An 18,938-nucleotide genomic window follows, 5' to 3' on the forward strand; every position below is an offset into this window, starting at 1 on the left:
TCTCGTCTCCCCACAGCATTTGAATTCCAGCGAGCTTGCCTCAACTGCGACAGAGGTGCTCGGCTAGATTTCCCGGCTGTGGCAAGCCGCTTGCTGCATCGTCGTCAGAACCTCCTGGCGGTCTGAGGATCAGATTTTCAGACATAAGCGCCGTTACCGCTGTATCCTTGGAGGCATGGATGAACCGTTTCAGCGAGGCTTTTTCGCGCCGGCGAACGACACCGGAAGCTGCCGTGCGGTCGATTCCCTCCGGTGCGAAGGTCGCCTTGGGGCTCGGCGTCGCCCAGCCACCAGCGCTGCTGCGTGCGCTGGCCGGTCGTGTCGAGGCTCGAGAGGTGTCGGGTCTTTTGCTCTATTATCTGATTTCCACCGCCAATGCTGAGCCGGTGTTGCGCACCGAACTGCGCGATCGCATCGGGCCCGTCAGCCTTTTCCACGGCGCGAATGAGCGCAGGCTGGACAAGGAGGCGGAAAGACTGGGCCTACCGCCGATCGACTTCCTGCCCACCGCGTTCAGCCAAGCGCCGGACGTGTTGAGTCGGCAAGTAGACGTTGACGTGTTGCTGACGACGGTGGCGCCTATGGACGAAGACGGCTGCTTCAGTCTCGGCACCAACACCGACTATGCGCTCGCAGTGTCGCGCAGCGCGCGGCAGGTGATCCTCGAGGTCAATCCCGCCATGCCGCGGGTACGAGGCGACTGCCGCGTTCCCATAGATCGGGTGACGGCCCTGGTCGAGAATCCCGTTCCGCTCCTGGAAGTCCCGCCTGCCGCGGCGGACGAAATCGATGTCGCGATTGGGCGGCTCATCTCCAATCTGGTCGAGGACGGGGCCTGCCTCCAGATGGGGATCGGTACCCTGCCCGACGCTGTTTGCGCCGCGCTCGGGGACCACCGCCACCTCGGCGTGCATACCGAGCTGATGGCGCCAGGGCTGGCGCAGCTAATGCGGCGGGGCGTGGTCGACAATAGTCGCAAGGCGGTTTGTCCAGGACGGACGATCTTCACTTTCGCGATGGGGGATCGAGATCTCTACGAGTTCCTCGACAACAATCCTGCAATCGAGGCTCACCCCGTCGACTACGTGAACAATCCGGCGGTAATCGCCACGAACGACCGCGTGATTTCAGTGAACGCGACTCTGGAGGTCGATCTGCAAGGCGCCTGCAATTCTGAGCAGCTCGGTGGCCGTCAATTCAGTGGGGCGGGAGGGCAGCTCGATTTTGTGCGCGGCGCTTCGGCGTCGAAAGGAGGGAAGTCCATCATTGCTTGTCACTCCACGGCCGCCAACGGCACCGCCTCGCGTATCGTTGCGCGCCTCAGCGGCCCCGTGACAACGCCGCGCAACGATGTCCAGTACGTCTGCACCGAATACGGGGTTGTGAACCTGCGCGGCTTGTCGCTGGCTCAGCGCGCAAAGGCCCTGATAGCCATCGCGCACCCTGACTTTCGCGAAGCCTTGGAGCAAGAAGCATTTGCGATGCTACGAAGCTAGCTGCGAACGCCACATCACCATTACTCGCACACGTACCCGCACAGGATCTTGCTTCAACCGGCCGTGATCAAATCGGAACGGTGGTCTGGGCCAGATCGGAGTAGCCGGCCGGGATCGTCGGAATCCGCATATCCCTAGCGCAACGTCGGATATTTTAACAATAGCTGCCTGACCGCAGTAATCTTCTTGGGAGATCGAACCATGCGAAGCCTGCGCATATTCCTCATCGCTTGCGGCATCTGGTACCTGTGCAATCTCGTCTTGCTCTGGCCGCAGGTCTACGCGGGTACCCTGCCCCTAATATATCCAGGGCTCGACCTGGGCCAGGGCAAGCCGGTGTTCGGCCTGCTGCTCGATGCCTGGTTGATCGTCGGCATACAGCTGGCCGCGATCGGCGTCGTCGCCCTGTGGGGCGCGCGCCAACCGTGGAAGTACATCGCGCTGGTCCCGGTGATAGTGCTGACAGAAGCGGTCGGAGCGGCTTGGGACATCTACTCCCTATTGTGCAGCGGTGAGGCGGCATGGTTTGTTATCACTACGCTGGCGGCCCATGGGGTGATCGCAATCGGGGCCTGGTATGCTTGGAGCGCGTCGCACCGGGACAAAACGCAGCAAGGCTGAAGTTCAGGGGCGCCGGCCGGAGAACCGTCAGCCGATGCTCATTGCTGCTGCTCAGGACCATGGGCAAGGTAAGATCAATACCGGTGCGGTGCTACTTGCACCAAGTTTGCGTTAACCGCTGCGCGCGCGTCATAAGCTACACCGCTTCGGTGAGAGTTTTAGCTTTGGCGAGGTCTAACGCGACATCGACGATCATGTCCTCTTGGCCGCCGACCATGCGCCGCCGTCCAAGCTCCAGCAGGATCGAACGCACGTCAAGGCCGTGGTCAGCCGCAGCCTTCTCGGCATGACGCAGGAAGCTGGAATAGACTCCAGCGTAGCCCAAGCTCAGCGTTTCGCGGTCGACCCGCACCGGCCTGTCCTGAAGCGGACGCACCAGATACTCGGCAGCGTCCATCAGCTTGAAGAGATCGGAGCCATGATCCCAGCCATATGCACTGGCAGCGGCGATGAAGACCTCAAGAGGAGCGTTGCCGGCTCCGGCCCCCATCCCCGCAAGCGAGGCATCGACGCGTATTGCGCCATTCTGCACAGCGGCGATCGAATTGGCCACGCCGAGGCTGAGGTTGTGGTGGGCGTGGATTCCACGCTCAGTCTCGGGCTTCAGCACCCGGCTGTAAGCTTGGAGTCGAGCCGCTACGTCGTCCATGGTCATAGCGCCGCCGGAATCCGTCACATAGACACAGTGGGCTCCGTAGCTTTCCATCAGATGCGCTTGCTGAGCGAGGGCGTCCGGCGAACTCATGTGGCTCATCATCAGGAAGCCCGAAACGTCCATGCCTAGGCTGCGCGCATATTCGATATGCTGCTTAGACACGTCGGCCTCGGTGCAATGTGTCGCCACGCGCACCGAACGCACGCCTATATCATAAGCATGCTTAAGATCATGGATCGTGCCAATACCTGGCAGCAACAAAGTAGTCAGTCTGGCGCGAGAGACCACCTCGGCCACCGCCGCAATCCAGTCCCAGTCGGTCGCAGCGCCGAAACCGTAGTTAAAACTGGAGCCAGCGAGGCCGTCGCCGTGGGCTACTTCGATGGCGTCGACGTTGGCCTCATCCAGAGCCTTGGCGATCATGCGCACATGATCCAGCCCATATTGGTGGCGAATGGCGTGCATGCCGTCGCGTAGCGTGACGTCCTGGATGTAGAGTTTTTTCTCCGGCTTGAATCCACTCATCATGCCGCCTCCGGTTTGCGGGTTTCAATGATCCGCTCCGCTGTTCTGAGAGCTGCTGAAGTCATGATGTCCAGATTGCCAGCATAGGAAGGCAGATAATGGGCCGCGCCCTCAACCTCTAGGAAGGTGGTGACCTTGAGGCCGGTGTAGCGGCAGTCCAGATCGGGGATGTACAGCGGGTCGTTGCTGCCGATGCTCTCGAACTGTACTGCCTGTTTCAGGCGATAGCCGGGCACGTAGGACTGAACCTCGGCCACCATCGCCTCGATGGAGGCGCGGATAGCATCCCGATCAGCATCGTCACAAAGGCAATAGACTGTGTCCCGCATGATTAGCGGCGGTTCAGCCGGGTTCAGTACGATGATGGCTTTACCCTTTTCGGCGCCGCCGACGACCTCGATCGCGCGCGATGTCGTTTCGGTGAATTCGTCAATGTTCGCGCGGGTGCCGGGACCGGCCGATTTTGAGGCGATCGAGGCGACGATCTCCGCGTAGCGCACAGGGCTGACACGGTTAACCGCCGCCACAATCGGAATCGTCGCTTGGCCGCCGCAGGTGACCATGTTGACGTTTTCGGCTCTGAGGTTCGCCTCAAGATTGACTGGAGGGATCGTATAGGGGCCGATGGCCGCAGGCGTGAGGTCTATGATCGTCTTGCCACGTGCGCGCAGCTTTTCGTCATGCACTTTGTGAGCGCCAGCCGAAGTGGCGTCGAAGACGATCTCGATCTCGGAAAAATTCGGCAGAGAAAGCAGTCCGTCTACGCCATCGGCGGAGATCGGCACACCCATGCGCTCGGCGCGCTTCAGACCGTCAGATTCGGGATCGATGCCGACGAAGGCGCCCACCTCCAGCACCTTGGACAATCGCATGATCTTGATCATCAGGTCGGTGCCGATATTCCCCGAGCCGATGATGGCGACTTTGGTCTTGCCGCTCATTTGCGCTTTCCCTCAAACGTGAAGCTGACGCTCCCCAACCCCTCGACGGAGGCACCAACGCAGCTACCCGGCGTCAAAACAACCATGGGGCCTAACGCCCCAGTAAGGATGATGTCGCCGGCCTTCAGTGGCTCACCTCGCGCGGCCAAGGTGCGCGCCAACCAAGCCGCGGCATTCAGCGGATGGCCCAGGCAAGCCGAACCGACCCCGGTGGAGGCGACTTCTTCGTTCACAGTCAGGCTCATCTTGCAGCCGAGCAGATCGAGACCCTCTAGAGACCTTTCTTCGCTGCCTAGCACGAAGAAAGCCGACGAGCCGTTATCGGCTACCGTGTCAGCGAACGTGATCTTCCAATCGGTGATGCGGCTGTCGACGATTTCGATGGCGGCGACAGCGCCGCGCACAGCGGCGGCGACGTCATGGGGTGTGGCGTCAGCCATGACTATATCGCGAGCGAGGATCAAGCCAATCTCGGCTTCAGCCTTTGCTTGTATAACACTAGTGCTCGACAGCACGCCGCCGTGCGCAATGCGCATATCCTCGAACAATACGCCGAAATCGGGTTGGCTCACGCCCAATTGTTTCTGCACCGCCTCAGCGGTCAACCCAATCTTGCGCCCAACGATCCGCCGGCCTTGGCTTTGCCAGTAGCGAGTGTTGATCGCCTGAATCGCATAAGCCCCCTCGACGTCAGCGGGCTCCAGCGTTTCTCGGAGCGGGGGAATTGTTGTGCCGCAATAGGCTTCTCGCAGACGACCAGCGGCAACTTCATGCGCATTAGACATTCTTGGCCAGTCCCGTTTTTCTTCACAGACCTCAGATAAGCGCTCGGAACCAAGCGCGACAACCAGCTTGCCAGATTCATTTCTCACATGGTAAGAAATCGAATGCCAACGCCTGTTCCGCGCACACTCGAAAAAGCTCTCGATCTGCTGCGGGTCGTCGTCGAGGACGGCGGCCAGCGATCATTCTCCAAGCTTGCCCAGGATGTCGCTCTGCCCGCCTCTACCGCGCATCGGCTAGGAGTCGTGTTGGAGCGTTACGGCTTCATTCTCCGCGAACGGCCGGGTCGCTATCTTCCTGGCCCATGGCTGATGGCGTTTGCCCGGCGGTTCGATGAACGGACAGTGCTGGCGCGGATCAGTCGCCCGATCTTGCGCGAGCTCTCGCAACGCTGGCGGCAGACGGTTCATTTGGGCGTGTTGGAAGATTCCATGGTTACCTATCTAGCAAAGGCCGCGCACGGTCCCGCCGCCGAATTCACGCGGGAGGACATGCAATTGGAAGCCTATTGCTCGGGAATCGGCAAAGTGCTGCTCGCCAATGTGTCTCCTGCAGCGCGCGCGCGTTATTTGTCGGACGGGCCTTTCGTCGCCCTTACGTCCAATACGATCGTCGATCCGGAGTTGTTGCGTAAGCACTTAGAAGAGGTCGAAGTGCAGGGGTGGGCTTTTGACGACGCAGAAGTCTTCGAGGATTTGAAATGCTTGGCCGTTCCCGTCATGGGAGCAGACTGTTCGGTGATCGCAGCGATTTCCATTTCAGCTCCAGCGCCGACTTTCGAAGGGTGCCGCAGGGAGCAGGCCCTTGCCGCACTCAGGGATGCCGCAGTTTGTATTGAGCGGCGAATGGCGGGCCGTGCTTTTGTCGCTTCCAGTTTGCTTGCCCCACGAAGCAAATCACCGCTACTATCCGATGATCCGGTGGTTGGATGCAAATCTTGTGGTTCCCAACCTTAACCCCAACTTCGCTGCTTCAAAGCGATCAGCAACACGTCAGTGAGATTGGAATATCACACTAGTTTTTTCTTTTCGCTTTCCAACCATATTGGGCGGCAACGGGGCTAGCCAATCTATGCCGCGTTGACGGAGCATGTGAACAGGCCTCCCGCTACGGCGTTCGCCAACCGCTTAGCCTAGCACGTGCGCGCCCATCGCATCAAATCGAGAGCCCGCGCGTCCACCCCAACTGCCACAACACCGATCCACCTTGCACGACGCCCATGACCTCGCGGCCGAGCTGCTGTTCAATGACCGACCGCCAGGGGACAAGGGTGAACTCGTGGCTTTTCTCTACGATCGCGAACTTGCCGCTCGATAGCTGGATGGTGCCGGTGAACTTGCCGCTGACGGTCTCGCCGTCTCCGGCGGCGCGGAACGGCATGGCCTTGCTCGCGGCCATCTCCGCGCCGGCGTGAGCGACATCGCGATCGCGCAGCGTAGTAAGCAGATTGCGCCTGTAGAAGGTGCGACCATCCTGCTGGCGCGTGGCGTCACCCTGGTCGACCAGACGCTCACGGCGAAGGTCCATCGCTTCGCGGACCTGCTGTCCGAACCCGGCTGAGACCAGATCGGAAGCCTCGCCGCCGATCAGTCGCCGATCGAGCCAAGTGGCGCCATCGGCGCCGATCTGGCTTTCCAGATCGAAGGCCGAGAGGACGCGGATGTTCGCCTGCCGGTTCCGGCCTGAATCATAGGCGGCGGCGCGCTTCTCGAAGTCCTCGGGGATGCGCCATTGATCGGCGTCGATCCGTTCGACGATTCCGGCACGGCGCAGCGCCTCCAGGCGACGGACATGGGCGTCGACATAACCCTCATAGTCCCCGCCGGGCACGCGCCCTTCGAACTTCGCCTGTTCCAGATGGCGGCTCGGTCGATAGACGTCGCCTTCGGCGACGGCGGCGATAGCGTGGTCGGACTGGCGCCGTGGTGCCTCGGCTGGGCCGATCTCGACGATGCTGCCGATCCGAGCATCCTCCACGCGGGCCGGCTCGATGCCGGAGACATGATGCGTGCGCCCGTCGATCCCGTCGACAACGAGGGTGAGAGTCTCGCCCAGTTCGTCCGCCAGATATTTGTCGACGACACGGCCGACGACGGGCGCTTCGGGCGCGACCTCGTGGATGCGGAAGGTCATCGGATCGCGCTCCAGGCCATCGGCCTTCAGCGCCTTGTGCATGGAGCGGATGATGTCGCCGCGCTCGCCCAATTCGCGCAAGGTCGGCTCCAGCCGATTGCTCAATTCCCAGACGCCGTGCGCGTGCTCGGTCGCCAGGCCCATCTTCTCCAGCTTGGCGAGACGGCGAAGGCGGAGCGTCCGGTTGAACTGGCGGCGCGGTTCGGCCGGCTCATGGCGAAGGTCGAGGAAGCGCGTATCGGCTTCTTCCGCCATCGCCCTGTCGATACGGGTAAAGCGGTCCTGGTCGATCTCGGCCGAGAGTTTGCGGTGCTGCTCGATCTCGGTGACGGGACCGAGTTCGAGCGTCGTCAATTCGCTTGCCCGCTCGCGGATGCCGTTGGCGAGATAGTCGCCATTGATCACCAGATCCCGGCCCAGTTCGTCGCGTCCGTTGACGATGACATGCACATGCGGATGGCCGGTGTTGTAGTGGTTGACCGCGACCCAATCGAGCTTCGTCCCGAGATCGACTTCCATCTCGCTCATAAGGTCGCGGGTGTGCGCCTTGAGGTCCGACAGATCGGCGCCGTCTTCGGCTGAGATAATGAATCGGAACTGATGGCGATCTTCCTGTCCGCGCTCCAGAAAGGCCTCGCCGTCGGCGCGATCCTCCGTCGCCGAATAGAGCTGCCCGCGCTCGCCGTCGCGCGCCGTGCCGTCACGTTGGATATAGCGCAGGTGTGCGGCGGCCTTGCCGCTCTTGCCAGCGTTCTGGACGAAGCGCGTCTTGACGAGGACGCGCCGAACGCCCGGCCGGCTGTGCCGCCACCCCCCGGCGATCTGGCGGGACCGGACGAAGGCCGCGCCGCGCCCACGTCTGACGCCAGGTCCGCCGGCGGCGCGCGTGCGGCTCGCGCCCTTGGCCGAAATGCTCGGACCGTGACGCGACGGCGCGTTGCTCTGCTGGCGGGCGATCTTCCTAACCTTGGTGAGGAAGCTCTTGGTCCGCGCGCCGCCGCGCGTATCGGAGCGGATGCGGCCGGGTCTTGGTCGAAAGCGATCCTCATCGTCGCCGCTCATGGGCGACGTCCTGGCCGAAACCCTGACAAAACGGCTGATTTCAGGTGATAGTGCCGGTGCAAAGCCAGCAAGTCCAAGGCGTTGCGAGAATAGACGGCACCATGCCCACAAAAATGGAGTGCCGTGCGCGACAGCCCTAACCAGTGTGCAGACAACAACTTTTTTCCAAAGCGGCCCGACAGGGTGCCGCTTTGTTTTATCTTGCCCTCCCGCCTTTCCGCCTTTTTCGCCTCTCCTGCATGTCTTTGTCCCGGAATCCACGCTATCCGCCTGCACACTGAAACAGACGCCACGTCGCGCCGGATCGCCGTCTTCATTGCGATTCTCCTGCGTTTGCTCGGACAACGAACAATCCGTCGGATCGCGGCTCGATCGCCGATACGTCGCGCACCGGAAGCGTCGTCGGCATGTCAGTCGATCGCTGATCGGAGTGCCTGGAATCGGCAGTGCGTCTGTCGGTCGAACGCGCCACAAAGAGCGGCGCGCGGCTCCACCCAGCCGCGTCGGCCGTTGCGACCATGACGGGCGTCGTGCTGTCGCCTGCCCCTATCAGCGGAAGGATGGACGCAACATAGGCCCGCGTCTCTGCCGGAAGGGGACGCCCTGTCGAAAGATGCTCGTCATAACGGCCAGGACCAGCATTGTAGGCTGCGAGCATGGCGGCGATGTTGCCATATCGGTCGAACATCTCGCGCAAATAAGCTGCCCCCGCGAAGATGTTGTCGCGCGGATCGTAAGGATCGCGACCAAGGCCATAACGGACGCGCAGCTCGGCCCAGGTATCGGGCATCAACTGCATCAACCCCATCGCGCCTTTGGCTGAGATCGCGCGCATATTCCCGGCGCTCTCGGCGCGCATGACGGCCCTGATCCATGCAACCGGAATGCCGAAACGCCGCGAAGCTTCGGCGATGTGGACGGCATAGGGATCGCCAGGCATCGCACGTTCGGCTGTCACCGGCTGCGCAACCGCCACGCCGTAAAACGGTGCGGTCGGAAACACGCTGGCGAGCAGGATAACGGCATATCGCAAGACCATCCGGTCTCCGATGCGACGCCAGCCTGCCAGTGTGCTCGCTGCGGTCAAGGGTGCGCGCGAAGCGCCGGCGAAGCGCCGCCCTTGACCTTCGCTGCGCGCCCCGGCCGGCCTACGTCCGAGCGGGACGAAGGGATGAGACGGCTTTTCCGCGAACAAAGGGATGGAGGCTTCGTGCGCGGTCCTGACGGGATAGCGCATGGCCTCAGTCTCGTTCGGCACGCTTGGGCGGGCGATTCCAGTGCAGCGACCATGCAGATTTGTCGTCGTCCGATTGGAAGAGATTGGCGCGGATCGGCTGCGCGAAGCTGGGATCGTCGAGTTGGAGCGAAACATACTCGCCGGCCTTTTCGCCGGTGCGCTTCCAGCCGGCGCCGACCTCCGGACCGGCCTCCTCGCCGAGATGGATGCGATAGTCCGGCGCGTTCTCGGCGTCGGACGGCTCGGCCGGAATGATGGTGAGATCGCGGTAGAGAGTCAGAGTATGAACACGCCCGACGAAACGGGATTTCTCGCGGGTGAATTGTCCGATCTGCGTCATGGAAGTCTCCTGTGATTGGGGTTTGAGGCTCGTCTCAGTGCGTCGGCGCGCGCCACTGGTAGCGGCCGTCGCCTTCCTCATCGGTCCAGAGCGGGATCGCGCGGCCGATGACGGAATTTGCGGGGATGGGTCCGAAGTAACGTCCGTCGAGGCTGTCGCGGACCTGCCCATTCATGAGGAAGATTTCGCCGTCCGCGATCACGCGGCAGCCGTGCCAGGTGGGCAGCTCACGGCCGAGACGATCACGCTCCAGCGCTTCGCCAACCTCGAGGCTATCGACGGTGATGGTGCGGCCGACGCGACACACGCGCTGTCCCGGCAGGCCGATGACGCGCTTCAACAGCGGCACGCCGCGTCCGACATAGCCACGCTCCGCAATGAAGGTGGCGAGCGGTTCGGGCGGCGTGACGGCGACCAGTTCGGGCGCCTCAAGTCGATCCGCCGGCTCGATGGTATAGAAGCCGATGGGCGCGCTCGCACTGGCGTTCCAGATCAGTTTTGTTGGTGTTGGTATGAAGGCGGCGATGGCCATGCCCATCGTCACGAAATACGTCACCATGACGTAGCCGAAGCGGCTCATGGTGCGATCCTCCGCCGTTGGAGCCAGGCGGCGTGCTGATCGGGCGTGTAGGCGCGCGGCTCATGGCCGGCGGTCAGACGGTTATGGACATGCCGCCAATGCTCCGGCGCCACGTCCGCCGGATCGAGGCCGAGGGCGTCCACAGCGTCGATCGCCTGAAGCGCCTGGCTGACCTTCGGCCAGCTTTCGAGGCGCAAGAGGATGTCGCCGCCCGGTCGCACGAACGGCAGCGTCGAGAACGGCTCACCGCGGCCGACTGCGCGCACGACGTCAATGCGTGAGCTGATCGTTCCAAAATCGTTGGACGCCCAGCGCACAAAGGCAAAGATCGTGTTCGGCGCAAAGCCGACGATGCTGCGGCGACGGTCGAGGATCTGTTCGTAGCTCTTCTGGCCGAACCTGATCCAGTTCTCGATCTTCTTCTGCTGCCAGGTTAGCTCAACCAATGTGGTGAAAGGCGCAGGACCGTCCGGCTGCGGACGACCGCGCACGCGGCGAGCCGCATTGCCAGTCATGGAATGTCTCCTGTGATGGGTGAGGATTGGCGCGCGGGCGCGGCGCCTGCGTCGCGAAACGGCAGCACGGCGGCGATGCGCGTGCGGGCGCGGTCGGCCATGTCCGCATCGATCTCGCAGCCGAGATAGCGGCGACCGGCGAGCCGGCAGGCTTCGCCGGCCGCACCCGATCCGGCGAACCAGTCGCCGACGAATCCATCTGCGGGGCAGCTCGTGCGGATGAGAATTTCGAGAAGCGCGGTCGGCTTCTCCGTCGGATGGATGGCGCGGCCGTGGCAATTGCGCAGGTGGACGACGGAGCGCATGAGGCGCGGCCCGCCGTCGTGACTGACATAGTGACCGGCCTCGATATGGCCGGTGTGCGGCGGCCGGCGCTTGCGGAGCACGGTGCGCGGCGCAGCGTCCGGCGTCGTCTGCACGTCGTTGTAGACGACGCGCCAGCGTGCGTCGGCACGGTAGAACTGGACGGCCAGCTCATGCACTCGCTTGAAGCGATCGGCATGGAAGCTGCTGCCGTTCTGCTTTTCCCAGACGATCTCCTGCGCGTAGCGGAAACCGGCGATGGCGAACTGATCTGCGGTCGCCATGAAGCTGCGCAGTGAGCCGAACACCCAAAGCGAGCCGGTCGGCCGCAGCGCATCATGAGCGATTGTCAGCCAGCCATCGACGCGCCGATCCCAGGCCAGCGACGTGTCGCCGCAGGGTGGATCGGCGAGGATCATGTCGAAGGGGCCACGCTTCGGCATGAGGTTGCGGCAGTCGCCGGTGAGGACTGTTAACATCGCACGGCGCTCAGCGTTCGCCGCGCTCGTCCGGCGTCAAACGACGCGCCGGGAACACGCGGCCGACATTGGTGTCGCGGGTGGATTTGCGCGCGCCGATTGCCGACCAGGCTTGCAGGTCTTCGACGGCATAGACGACACGCCCGCCGATCTTGCGATAGGTCGGCCCGGTGCCGTAGGTGCGGTGTTTCTCCAGCGTGCGGATGGAGATTCCGAGGAAGCGCGCGGCATCAGGCGTGCGCAGGAGTCGCGGCGGCAGGTCCGCCTTCGGATCGGCCATAGATCACCTTTGGTTCGTCGTGGGTGCGGCTGTCGGTGGCGACAGCGGGCTATGGCGAACCATGGCGAAGCATCGGCGCCCCGTAGCGTGCCGCATTTGCGCCTATGGGCGGACGGCACCCCTGACGGTGTGATGATGGAAGCGGATCAGCGGCGGCGCAGCTTGATGGGATAGTGCAGCAGATCGCGATAGCCGCCGTGCATCATATGCAGGCCGGCGGCGACCAGGCGCCGGGCCTTGTTCTTGCGAGGGTCGCTTTCCCAATCGGTCTTGTCGCCGCGAAAGCCGAACAGTGCTTCGGCGATGCCGCGATAGCTCACTCCGTTCAGCCGAGCGTCGAGCGCGCGCAGCGACAGCGTGTGAAATTGGCGAAGCTGATCCGGCATGGCGCGAAACGCGCCGCCCGGCGGGCGCCCGTTGAGGTTTCGCCAGAACCGCCGTGCGGAGTGGACGCGCAGCTCGAACAAAGCGTCGAACGGCAAGGTCACAGCATAGGCGGCGCCTATGCCGGGCGGCGCTTCTTCAAGCCAGAATTGATGCGTGACGCCATTGGCCTGCCAGACGCCATGCCAACCATCTTCTGCCTGTCTGAGATCGACATCATGCAGACGCGGCAGCGTCAATGGCAGCGATGTTCCATCAGTGGCCGACAAAGCAGGTGTCAGCAATACGGCGTCTGGCTGCAGGCGTGGCATCCAGAACAGCGATTGGCGATCCGGCGGGAGCTGCGGGTCGCGCGGGAAATCGCAACCCCCATCGCTCCGAAAACGCCGTCAACGTGCTTGCGCGCGGCGTCTTCCGGCGATTGATCTGCTCGAAATCGCGATGATAGTCCCCATCGCGTCGAAGATATTCCCAAGCGAAGCCCGCGGCCGGGATTGTGCTTGCATGCTCGTAGGCCGCGGGCGAACGCCAATCGATGCTCAGCATGGCGTCTTCTCCGTGTCCGACCGCAATGCGGCCATCGGATGGAGAAGTTTGCCAATGTTCGATAGGGTTTGAAGCCGCAGTTACGAGATATGTTGATCGCGCGGCGCGATCGATTTTGGTTTCTTTTTACTTAACATTTCTGGAGTTGTTTGGCGAGCCGCGCAGAGCGCGGCGAGCGCGGAATTTGAGCGCGCCGATGTTGGCGCGCGGCGTCAGAAGACGCGAGAGAAAACCCGTGGAGCCCCGTCATCGACTCCACGGGTCAGAGTCCTTAAGATGCTTTCAGTCGCTGCATTCCTTCCGCCAGCGTCCACAGCGCGCGGTTGAGGGTCACGTTCTGGTCGATGCCGTTGATGGGCCGGGACTGGCTGCGGCGGATACGGCCTTCGGCGTTGCGCTTGCGGCCATGCAGGCCACCGCGAATGATGTTCTCCTGAATGACGTTGAATGTGGTCCACAGGCTGCGGCCGACATCCTCGTGGCGTCGCGGTTCGATGATCTGCTCGGGCCGCAACGGGCTTTCGTCCTCACTATAGCGGGCGACAAGGCTCGCCTCCGCGAAGACTCTCCGCTCGTCGTCGGATAGCCGCACCGCCTTCATACCCTCGCTGGCGTCGATCAAGCGCGGGAAATCGTCCGCGACCGTGTAGACGCCTTCAATGATGTCATGCTGGATATTGCCCTTGTGCGGCACGCGGACCTCCTCGAACCGCTCGCCTGCGATCATGCTGTTGGTGCAGACAAACCGCAGCATTCCGGCGAACATCTGATAGGCGGACGTGCCATCGTGCGAGTTCACGATGATGACCTCGGCGGCTTCCGGCTTGCCGATGCCGTCATCGCGGCGCAGGCGCAACATATGCTTGGCGTGGCCGTGGCGAGCGCCATCGCGGGGAACCGACTGGACGGCGAAGAATGGAAACCATCCTTCCCGGCGCAACCCCTCCACGATGTCGATCGTGGGGACATAGACGTAGCGCTCCGAACGGCTGTCGTGCGCCTCGCGGGCAAAAATGGATGGGACGTGGTTATACAGCGCCTCATTGTCCAGCGGCTCATAGCCGCTGATCTGATGGCTGTTGCGTCCGAACCGGGTGGCGAGCTGATGATGCATGGTGGTTCTCCTATGGGCTTGGGTTGGAGCGCAGCGCTGCGCTGCAACCCTGCCCGTCGGCGAGACCGGGGTAGAAAGGCGCAAGGGCGGCCGGGACGGAGGGGGATCGCCCGGCCTGCACAAGCGGATGAAGACATGACGACAGTGCGAAGCACGCATCCGCGCGGAAGGCTGGGGAGACCGTCCCGGCCGAGCGTCAGCGGCCCCTTGCGCCGCGCGAGGGCAGCGCCCTTAGCAAGAAACCATGCTGTCCTTGTATTGCGGGGCTGAGAACGAAAAATCGAGACCTGGAAGTCAGTGCGGACGCGGTGTGCGACCTCCTTTCATAATGGACTTCAGCTTAGTCAGGGGCGTGAAACGGTCGAACTGGTGTCTCGGCGCCAAACGGAAATCGGCACGGTTCCATCCGGCCGGGGTGGAACCTGCCAGCTCAGCACATTGTCTCGTAGGGTGAAGGAACGTGTCTGTACCTGTCCGCGCCAGTTCGGGAATGACGAGTCCTCGATCGCGAAGCGTAGCGTTTGTGCCGCCCAGTCGACGCTGAGTGAGCCGAAATGTGTGCTGGATCCTATGACCGCAGCGCGCATCTCGGCGTCTGTGCCCCCTGCCTTATCTCCGGCAGCGAAATTCGGTCGCTCGGCACTGAAGATTTGCAGGGCGTAGCGCCCCGCGTCGTCGATCATCAGCCGGCCTTGCGGCGCGGCGTCATAATCGCGCGTCACCGAGCCATCCGACATTCTTCGATCAGCGGCGACGAGCGCCCAGGTTCCGACGAGCGACGGCGCGGTCGCGCGCGCTGTTGCACATGCGGCGGCGGGCGCGGCCGTCACAAGCGCGAGCAGTGTGCGGCGGCGGAACAGGGTGGGCGCGTTCACAACAAGCCCCCGCCATCGACATCGACGACCGCGCCCGTCATGAATGGGTTCGTCATCACGAACAGATAGGCGGATGCTAGTTCCTCCGGCGTTGCAACCCGTTTGACCGGGAGCGCGTTGGAAGCACGCTCCAGTGTTTCCAGGCGCTTTGCCGAGTTTGGTTCACCCCATTGCGATGTGTCGGTCACGCCGGGGCTGATCACATTCACGCGACGCGGCGCCAACTCCTTGGCGAGATGCTTTCCCGCCGAGTCCACGGCGGCGTTGACGGTCCCCTTAAGAACGGTGCCGGCGCCATATTTGCGCGATACCTGGCCTGAAGTGAGCGTGATCGAGGCCGTCGGATCGAGATATGGCAGGGCCACACGGATGGCGTTCAGGGCGCCGAACAATTTGGCGTCAAAGGTTTCTTGCAGATGTCCGCTCGTCAGCGTCGCCAGCGGCGGTGCGCCTTGGCGAGACCAGGCCGTGTAAGCGAGATGATGGATCGGGCCGATACGGCCGAAAGCCGTTTCCATCGATGCCTCATCGGTTACGTCAGCGACAATCCCTTCCGCGCCCTCGGGTGCGTTCGCCGAGCGACTGAGCGCGAAGGCGCGCGCGCCTGCCTTCACCGCGAGTTCGGCGATCGCCCAGCCGATGCCGGTGCTTCCACCCACGACGACCACGCTGCATCCTTCCAGCGAAGCACTCATGAAAAACCTCCTCTGACCCGCAAGCCGTCGTTTTCGATCGCGTCTTGACCTGTAACCGATTTATCAGGTTACATTGTCATTCGCTACGTAACCTGTCAAACTGGTTTCTCTTCGATTGTCGTGCACCCTGACACATGCTTCCAGTGACAGCTTCGGTTCCAGACCCAGAGGAGGTTCGCGACGGCTTCCGCTTTCGTGGCGGACATGCTGCTCTCGACCTCACGGCCACGCTGACGGGCCGTCTTAAGGAGACGCAGCGCGATCTTCTCGCACAGCCCGAGGACGTCTTGCGCTGGCTGCGGGCGGCCGGGTTCGACTGCGCGGCGACCGCGCCGGACGATCGCCTTTTGGCTGCCGCGCGACAGCTACGGGAAGCGGTCTATACGCTTGCGATGAGGCGGCTCGCTGAGCAGACGCTGCCTGCAAGCGCCCGCACGATTCTCAACAATACGGCAGGATTGCCCGCGGCGGCGCCTGAGATCGCGGCAGACGGCCGAATGCGATTGCGTGGCGATGCGGCTTCGTTGCTGACCCTTGTGGCGCGCGAGGCGGTCAGCTTGCTGGGCGGTGAGATGGCCGACCGGATTCGTCAGTGCGAGGGCGACGGATGCGCCATCCTGTTTCTCGACACATCTCGCTCCGGCGATCGCCGCTGGTGTTCCATGACGGCTTGCGGGAATCGGCACAAGGTTGCCGCCTTCCGTCAGCGCAGGGAGAAACCGTAGCGTAGTCGACTAGGCGGCGCCAACTGGATCGGGATGTTGGCGGCTAGGGAGCTTAAACCCGAAGCATCCTAGTCGCTCTGATTGCGATGCTCGCGGGTAGCCGGATGCCTGTCAGACAGCGATGCATCCGGGAATCAGCGATACGAAGAATGGATCGGCTCGCGGATCAAGACAGCCTTCATTGGCGCGCTTGCGAGCACGTCCGGCGCATCGTCGAAGGGTGCAACCATGCTCGTTACCAGGGACGCATCGAGGCGCTTGGCGTCCAGATACGCCATCGCCTTCTCGATATTGGGTCGGCCCTGGCCGCGGCCGGTATAGAAATGAATGCCGCGGATATACATGTCCATCATCGGCATCTCGACATCGCCGAAATGGCATCCGACGGAAGAGCACTGGCCTTCCGGTTCGGTTGAACGGATGGCGCAGCGCAAAGCGTCGGCGTCCATGCTCGCATCGACGGTGATTGCGTAGCTGCCCGCGCGTCGCGGCGGCGCCTGCTCGATCGAGTTGGCGCCGAGCTTTTGTGCGATCTCCAACCGTGGCCGGTCGGTGTCGATATAGTCGATCCGACCGGCGCCGGCTGCCCGCGCGAATCCGACGGCGTAGAGAGCGACCGATCCGCAGCCACCCATGATGAGCACGTCGGCGCCGGGCGTGATCTGGAGGTGCGGTACGGTCATTTCGTAGCCGAAGGGAATGTTGTCAGAAAGCGACGCCCAGTGGACGAAATCAGCGCCCGGCGGCACCGGCACGAGGCTGGCGTTCGCATGCGGCACACGAACGAGATCGGCGAACAGACAGCCGAAAGTGTCGCTCACGGGAGAGCCGAACGCTGCGCCCCTCGGGTAATGCGCGCAGGTGTTCGGCTTGCCGCGTCCGCATCGGTGACAATAGCCGCAGGAGATGTGCCAACTCACCACGACGATCTGCCCGATGTGGAAGCGGGCGCCCGGTCCCGCCTCTACAATCTCGGCGATCGCCTCGTGACCCAAGGCGCAGGGCCGGTCGAAGGGCGAGGGTCCGCGGATCATACGCACGTCGAGGTCGCAGGTCGTCGCCGCGATCGGACGGACGATGGCGTCCTCGGGGTGAAGGATGCGCGGCTCCGGCGCGTCCCGCCATTCGAGAGCGTCGGCTCCTAGAAACCAAAGCTGGCGCATGTGGCTCAGCCCGGCTCCGTCTTGGCCGCCGCCTTGGCGAGCGCGGCCTTCGCCTTCTCGACATCTACCGCATGGCCGCCGACGCCGTAGCCGCCGGCAGGAACCTCCTCGATCAGGACATGCACGCTGGGGCGCAACGCGGGAAAGCCCTCCACTTCGACGACGACATCCGTCACCTTGCTGATTAGGGCGGCCTTCTGGACTTCGCTGAGGGCGCCGGCAGGCGTCTGAATGGTCACGACAGGCATGGCGATCTCCTTTTCTATGGCGATTGCCATAGTATGGCGATCTCCATAGAATGGCAAGGCTGGACACGGGGAAAGGATGGCCTGGTGGCGAGAACAACGGATGCGCGCGAAAAAGCCATCGAGACAGCGGAGCGGCTGTTCCGCGTCCAGGGATACGCCGCCACCGGCCTCACCCAGATCATCGAGGAGAGCGGCGCGCCCAAGGGCTCGTTCTATTTCCACTTTCCGGGCGGCAAGCGCGAACTGGCGGCCGACGTGCTCGCGGCGTATCGTGCAAAGACGTCGGCGGGATTTCGGATGCTGGCGCAGAAGACGGCGGGAGACCCAGATCGATTCGTTCGCGCACTTGTCAAAGCAGTGGCGGAGGACATGAAGGCATCCGATTGGGCGATGGGCTGCGCGGCGCAGGCCCTTGCGCAAGAACTTGCGCCCGGCGATGAGGAGATGGCCGATGCGCTCGCATCTCTCTTCGACGAATGGATGGAGATCATTGCAGCGGCCATCGGCCCCCTAGAAGATCGCCGCGTCGCGCGCTCCCGGGCATTGGCGCTTGTCGCAGCGCTTGAGGGCGCGAGAACCTTGGCGAGGACGCTTCGCTCAGTCGCGCCGTTTGACGCCGTCGCGAGGCATTTCGCGACGGTGAGGATCTAGCAAACTCGGCGAGAGAGTGCCTGCCGGAGGCGCTGAGCATGGCGAAGCCCCGCTCGGTGAGCGGGGCTTCTTCGGGTCCGGTCTCAGTCGCCGTTACGGCGGGACCAGATGAGGTTGTGGCTCTCGCCGTCCTCGGCTGCGACCAGGCTCGCGTAGATCGGAGCGGCGAAGCTCGGATCGTCCAGCTTGACGGAGAGGTATTCGCGCTGCGTCTCGCGGGCGGTCTTCTTCCAGGCTGCGCCGAACTCGGTGGCGCCGGCGAAGATGCGGAAGTCGGGGCCGCGCTCGCTGTCGCCCTCGGCCGGGACGAACTTCACGGTCTTGACGTTGAGGGTGAGAGTCTTGACCGAGCCGGTGAAGCCGTCTTCGGTCTTGGTGAAGGTGCCGATGGTCGCCATTGTGGTGTTCCTTTTTCCAATCGGGCCGCGCCCATCGCGTCCTCGATGGGGGTCGTGCGACCGGGGACGATCGGCCCCGCACCCGTCAGGGCTGGAACATCGTGGAAGGCGGCTGGCGACGGCTTTTTTGCTTCGCGATGCAAAGGCCCAAAGTCCTTTTGGGGCGGCGGAAAAAAGCTGGCGGCGGTC

24 protein-coding genes and 1 pseudogene are annotated in these 18,938 nt (G+C 63.2%); 5 read left to right on the forward strand and 20 right to left on the reverse strand.

Annotated elements, in window-relative coordinates; all coding sequences use genetic code 11:
* Window positions 1-179 precede the first annotated feature (179 nt).
* Window positions 180-1,496 carry an acetyl-CoA hydrolase/transferase family protein gene (locus JW792_RS13590; RefSeq protein ID WP_135995321.1) on the forward strand — a complete coding sequence of 439 codons (1,317 nt, stop codon included), beginning with the start codon at window positions 180-182 and terminating at the stop codon, window positions 1,494-1,496.
* 201 nt (window positions 1,497-1,697) lie between these two features.
* Window positions 1,698-2,117 carry a BphX family protein gene (locus JW792_RS13595; RefSeq protein ID WP_135995320.1) on the forward strand — a complete coding sequence of 140 codons (420 nt, stop codon included), beginning with the start codon at window positions 1,698-1,700 and terminating at the stop codon, window positions 2,115-2,117.
* Between the two features lie 136 nt (window positions 2,118-2,253).
* Here JW792_RS13595 and dmpG read toward each other — a convergent pair whose 3' ends face one another.
* The 3 genes from dmpG to JW792_RS13610 are packed head-to-tail and all read right to left on the reverse strand — an operon-like array spanning window position 2,254 to window position 5,023.
* Window positions 2,254-3,297 (reverse strand): 4-hydroxy-2-oxovalerate aldolase, encoded by a 1,044-nt coding sequence (gene dmpG, locus JW792_RS13600; RefSeq protein WP_192900966.1) that lies wholly within the window; start codon window positions 3,295-3,297, stop codon window positions 2,254-2,256.
* Complete coding sequence (locus JW792_RS13605; RefSeq protein WP_135995318.1) at window positions 3,297-4,238, reverse strand: acetaldehyde dehydrogenase (acetylating); 942 nt, start codon at window positions 4,236-4,238, stop codon at window positions 3,297-3,299. Before JW792_RS13605 ends, dmpG begins: the two co-directional genes overlap by 1 nt.
* Window positions 4,235-5,023: a 2-keto-4-pentenoate hydratase gene (locus JW792_RS13610; RefSeq protein ID WP_135995317.1), complete on the reverse strand. Its 789-nt coding sequence runs from the start codon at window positions 5,021-5,023 to the stop codon at window positions 4,235-4,237. The genes JW792_RS13605 and JW792_RS13610 overlap by 4 nt, the downstream gene beginning before the upstream one ends.
* Before the next feature lie 102 nt (window positions 5,024-5,125).
* On the opposite strand from JW792_RS13610, the gene JW792_RS13615 reads away from it, so the two are divergent.
* Window positions 5,126-5,977: an IclR family transcriptional regulator gene (locus JW792_RS13615; RefSeq protein ID WP_158291564.1), complete on the forward strand. Its 852-nt coding sequence runs from the start codon at window positions 5,126-5,128 to the stop codon at window positions 5,975-5,977.
* Window positions 5,978-6,176: 199 nt separating this feature from the next.
* Here the strand turns inward: JW792_RS13615 and JW792_RS17265 are convergent, their stop codons facing one another.
* The 14 genes and pseudogenes from JW792_RS17265 to JW792_RS13680 form a co-directional block, all read right to left on the reverse strand.
* On the reverse strand, window positions 6,177-7,409 hold the full coding sequence (locus tag JW792_RS17265; RefSeq protein WP_420871279.1) for a DUF3363 domain-containing protein: 1,233 nt from the start codon (window positions 7,407-7,409) through the stop codon (window positions 6,177-6,179).
* 222 nt (window positions 7,410-7,631) lie between these two features.
* A pseudogene (locus tag JW792_RS17270) lies at window positions 7,632-8,216 on the reverse strand (hypothetical protein); the annotation flags it as partial.
* Window positions 8,213-8,533 carry a hypothetical protein gene (locus JW792_RS13625; protein WP_135995314.1) on the reverse strand — a complete coding sequence of 107 codons (321 nt, stop codon included), beginning with the start codon at window positions 8,531-8,533 and terminating at the stop codon, window positions 8,213-8,215. The pseudogene JW792_RS17270 and the gene JW792_RS13625, both read right to left, overlap by 4 nt.
* A complete protein-coding gene (locus JW792_RS13630; RefSeq protein WP_135995313.1) occupies window positions 8,530-9,453 on the reverse strand; it encodes a lytic transglycosylase domain-containing protein in 924 nt (307 codons plus the stop codon). The genes JW792_RS13625 and JW792_RS13630 overlap by 4 nt, the downstream gene beginning before the upstream one ends.
* A gap of 4 nt (window positions 9,454-9,457) precedes the next feature.
* The gene (locus tag JW792_RS13635; RefSeq protein ID WP_135995312.1) at window positions 9,458-9,793 is read right to left on the reverse strand and encodes a DUF736 domain-containing protein; all 336 of its coding nucleotides are present in this window, start codon (window positions 9,791-9,793) and stop codon (window positions 9,458-9,460) included.
* 34 nt (window positions 9,794-9,827) lie between these two features.
* Window positions 9,828-10,373: a S26 family signal peptidase gene (locus tag JW792_RS13640; protein ID WP_135995311.1), complete on the reverse strand. Its 546-nt coding sequence runs from the start codon at window positions 10,371-10,373 to the stop codon at window positions 9,828-9,830.
* Complete coding sequence (locus JW792_RS13645; RefSeq protein ID WP_135995310.1) at window positions 10,370-10,888, reverse strand: DUF2840 domain-containing protein; 519 nt, start codon at window positions 10,886-10,888, stop codon at window positions 10,370-10,372. Before JW792_RS13645 ends, JW792_RS13640 begins: the two co-directional genes overlap by 4 nt.
* Window positions 10,885-11,610: a DNA-methyltransferase gene (locus JW792_RS13650; protein ID WP_241094980.1), complete on the reverse strand. Its 726-nt coding sequence runs from the start codon at window positions 11,608-11,610 to the stop codon at window positions 10,885-10,887. Before JW792_RS13650 ends, JW792_RS13645 begins: the two co-directional genes overlap by 4 nt.
* 70 nt (window positions 11,611-11,680) lie before the next feature.
* Window positions 11,681-11,950: a helix-turn-helix transcriptional regulator gene (locus JW792_RS13655; protein WP_135995308.1), complete on the reverse strand. Its 270-nt coding sequence runs from the start codon at window positions 11,948-11,950 to the stop codon at window positions 11,681-11,683.
* Between the two features lie 146 nt (window positions 11,951-12,096).
* Window positions 12,097-12,573, reverse strand: a complete 477-nt coding sequence (locus JW792_RS13660; protein ID WP_241094981.1) for a DUF2285 domain-containing protein — start codon at window positions 12,571-12,573, stop codon at window positions 12,097-12,099.
* Window positions 12,574-12,589: 16 nt separating this feature from the next.
* A complete protein-coding gene (locus JW792_RS13665) occupies window positions 12,590-12,880 on the reverse strand; it encodes a transcriptional regulator domain-containing protein (protein ID WP_206340803.1) in 291 nt (96 codons plus the stop codon).
* A gap of 271 nt (window positions 12,881-13,151) precedes the next feature.
* Complete coding sequence (locus tag JW792_RS13670; protein ID WP_135995306.1) at window positions 13,152-13,994, reverse strand: DUF932 domain-containing protein; 843 nt, start codon at window positions 13,992-13,994, stop codon at window positions 13,152-13,154.
* A gap of 344 nt (window positions 13,995-14,338) precedes the next feature.
* Window positions 14,339-14,869 (reverse strand): lipocalin-like domain-containing protein, encoded by a 531-nt coding sequence (locus JW792_RS13675; protein WP_206340804.1) that lies wholly within the window; start codon window positions 14,867-14,869, stop codon window positions 14,339-14,341.
* Entirely contained in the window at window positions 14,866-15,564 is a 699-nt protein-coding gene (locus JW792_RS13680; protein WP_135995305.1) for an SDR family oxidoreductase, read from the reverse strand. The genes JW792_RS13675 and JW792_RS13680 overlap by 4 nt, the downstream gene beginning before the upstream one ends.
* 134 nt (window positions 15,565-15,698) lie before the next feature.
* On the opposite strand from JW792_RS13680, the gene JW792_RS13685 reads away from it, so the two are divergent.
* The gene (locus JW792_RS13685; RefSeq protein ID WP_135995304.1) at window positions 15,699-16,289 is read left to right on the forward strand and encodes a CGNR zinc finger domain-containing protein; all 591 of its coding nucleotides are present in this window, start codon (window positions 15,699-15,701) and stop codon (window positions 16,287-16,289) included.
* 134 nt (window positions 16,290-16,423) lie between these two features.
* On the opposite strand, the gene JW792_RS13690 is transcribed toward JW792_RS13685, so the two are convergent.
* Together JW792_RS13690 and JW792_RS13695 are read right to left on the reverse strand one after the other, a co-directional pair.
* Entirely contained in the window at window positions 16,424-17,452 is a 1,029-nt protein-coding gene (locus tag JW792_RS13690) for a zinc-dependent alcohol dehydrogenase (protein ID WP_135995303.1), read from the reverse strand.
* A 5-nt stretch (window positions 17,453-17,457) separates the two neighbouring features.
* Window positions 17,458-17,700 (reverse strand): tautomerase family protein, encoded by a 243-nt coding sequence (locus tag JW792_RS13695; protein WP_135995302.1) that lies wholly within the window; start codon window positions 17,698-17,700, stop codon window positions 17,458-17,460.
* Between the two features lie 84 nt (window positions 17,701-17,784).
* Here JW792_RS13695 and JW792_RS17090 point away from each other — a divergent pair, with 84 nt between their 5' ends.
* Complete coding sequence (locus tag JW792_RS17090; RefSeq protein ID WP_277419627.1) at window positions 17,785-18,351, forward strand: TetR/AcrR family transcriptional regulator; 567 nt, start codon at window positions 17,785-17,787, stop codon at window positions 18,349-18,351.
* A gap of 83 nt (window positions 18,352-18,434) precedes the next feature.
* Here JW792_RS17090 and JW792_RS13705 read toward each other — a convergent pair whose 3' ends face one another.
* Window positions 18,435-18,749, reverse strand: coding sequence for a DUF736 domain-containing protein (locus JW792_RS13705; protein ID WP_135995300.1), 315 nt, complete (start codon window positions 18,747-18,749; stop codon window positions 18,435-18,437).
* Window positions 18,750-18,938 lie beyond the last annotated feature (189 nt).

The organism is Marinicauda algicola, assembly GCF_017161425.1.
GTDB lineage: Bacteria > Pseudomonadota > Alphaproteobacteria > Caulobacterales > Maricaulaceae > Marinicauda > Marinicauda algicola.

Excerpts from the sequence above, each read along its gene's own strand:
- JW792_RS13590 (WP_135995321.1), top strand. The coding sequence starts at position 180 with ATGAACCGTTTCAGCGAGGCTTTTTCGCGCCGGCGAACGACACCGGAA.
- JW792_RS13595 (WP_135995320.1), top strand. The coding sequence starts at position 1,698 with ATGCGAAGCCTGCGCATATTCCTCATCGCTTGCGGCATCTGGTACCTG.
- dmpG (WP_192900966.1), bottom strand. The coding sequence starts at position 3,297 with ATGAGTGGATTCAAGCCGGAGAAAAAACTCTACATCCAGGACGTCACG.
- JW792_RS13605 (WP_135995318.1), bottom strand. The coding sequence starts at position 4,238 with ATGAGCGGCAAGACCAAAGTCGCCATCATCGGCTCGGGGAATATCGGC.
- JW792_RS13610 (WP_135995317.1), bottom strand. The coding sequence starts at position 5,023 with ATGTCTAATGCGCATGAAGTTGCCGCTGGTCGTCTGCGAGAAGCCTAT.
- JW792_RS13615 (WP_158291564.1), top strand. The coding sequence starts at position 5,126 with ATGCCAACGCCTGTTCCGCGCACACTCGAAAAAGCTCTCGATCTGCTG.
- JW792_RS17265 (WP_420871279.1), bottom strand. The coding sequence starts at position 7,409 with ATGGCGGAAGAAGCCGATACGCGCTTCCTCGACCTTCGCCATGAGCCG.
- JW792_RS13625 (WP_135995314.1), bottom strand. The coding sequence starts at position 8,533 with ATGAAGACGGCGATCCGGCGCGACGTGGCGTCTGTTTCAGTGTGCAGG.
- JW792_RS13630 (WP_135995313.1), bottom strand. The coding sequence starts at position 9,453 with ATGCGCTATCCCGTCAGGACCGCGCACGAAGCCTCCATCCCTTTGTTC.
- JW792_RS13635 (WP_135995312.1), bottom strand. The coding sequence starts at position 9,793 with ATGACGCAGATCGGACAATTCACCCGCGAGAAATCCCGTTTCGTCGGG.
- JW792_RS13640 (WP_135995311.1), bottom strand. The coding sequence starts at position 10,373 with ATGAGCCGCTTCGGCTACGTCATGGTGACGTATTTCGTGACGATGGGC.
- JW792_RS13645 (WP_135995310.1), bottom strand. The coding sequence starts at position 10,888 with ATGACTGGCAATGCGGCTCGCCGCGTGCGCGGTCGTCCGCAGCCGGAC.
- JW792_RS13650 (WP_241094980.1), bottom strand. The coding sequence starts at position 11,610 with ATGATCCTCGCCGATCCACCCTGCGGCGACACGTCGCTGGCCTGGGAT.
- JW792_RS13655 (WP_135995308.1), bottom strand. The coding sequence starts at position 11,950 with ATGGCCGATCCGAAGGCGGACCTGCCGCCGCGACTCCTGCGCACGCCT.
- JW792_RS13665 (WP_206340803.1), bottom strand. The coding sequence starts at position 12,880 with ATGCTGAGCATCGATTGGCGTTCGCCCGCGGCCTACGAGCATGCAAGC.
- JW792_RS13670 (WP_135995306.1), bottom strand. The coding sequence starts at position 13,994 with ATGCATCATCAGCTCGCCACCCGGTTCGGACGCAACAGCCATCAGATC.
- JW792_RS13680 (WP_135995305.1), bottom strand. The coding sequence starts at position 15,564 with ATGAGTGCTTCGCTGGAAGGATGCAGCGTGGTCGTCGTGGGTGGAAGC.
- JW792_RS13685 (WP_135995304.1), top strand. The coding sequence starts at position 15,699 with ATGCTTCCAGTGACAGCTTCGGTTCCAGACCCAGAGGAGGTTCGCGAC.
- JW792_RS13690 (WP_135995303.1), bottom strand. The coding sequence starts at position 17,452 with ATGCGCCAGCTTTGGTTTCTAGGAGCCGACGCTCTCGAATGGCGGGAC.
- JW792_RS13695 (WP_135995302.1), bottom strand. The coding sequence starts at position 17,700 with ATGCCTGTCGTGACCATTCAGACGCCTGCCGGCGCCCTCAGCGAAGTC.
- JW792_RS13705 (WP_135995300.1), bottom strand. The coding sequence starts at position 18,749 with ATGGCGACCATCGGCACCTTCACCAAGACCGAAGACGGCTTCACCGGC.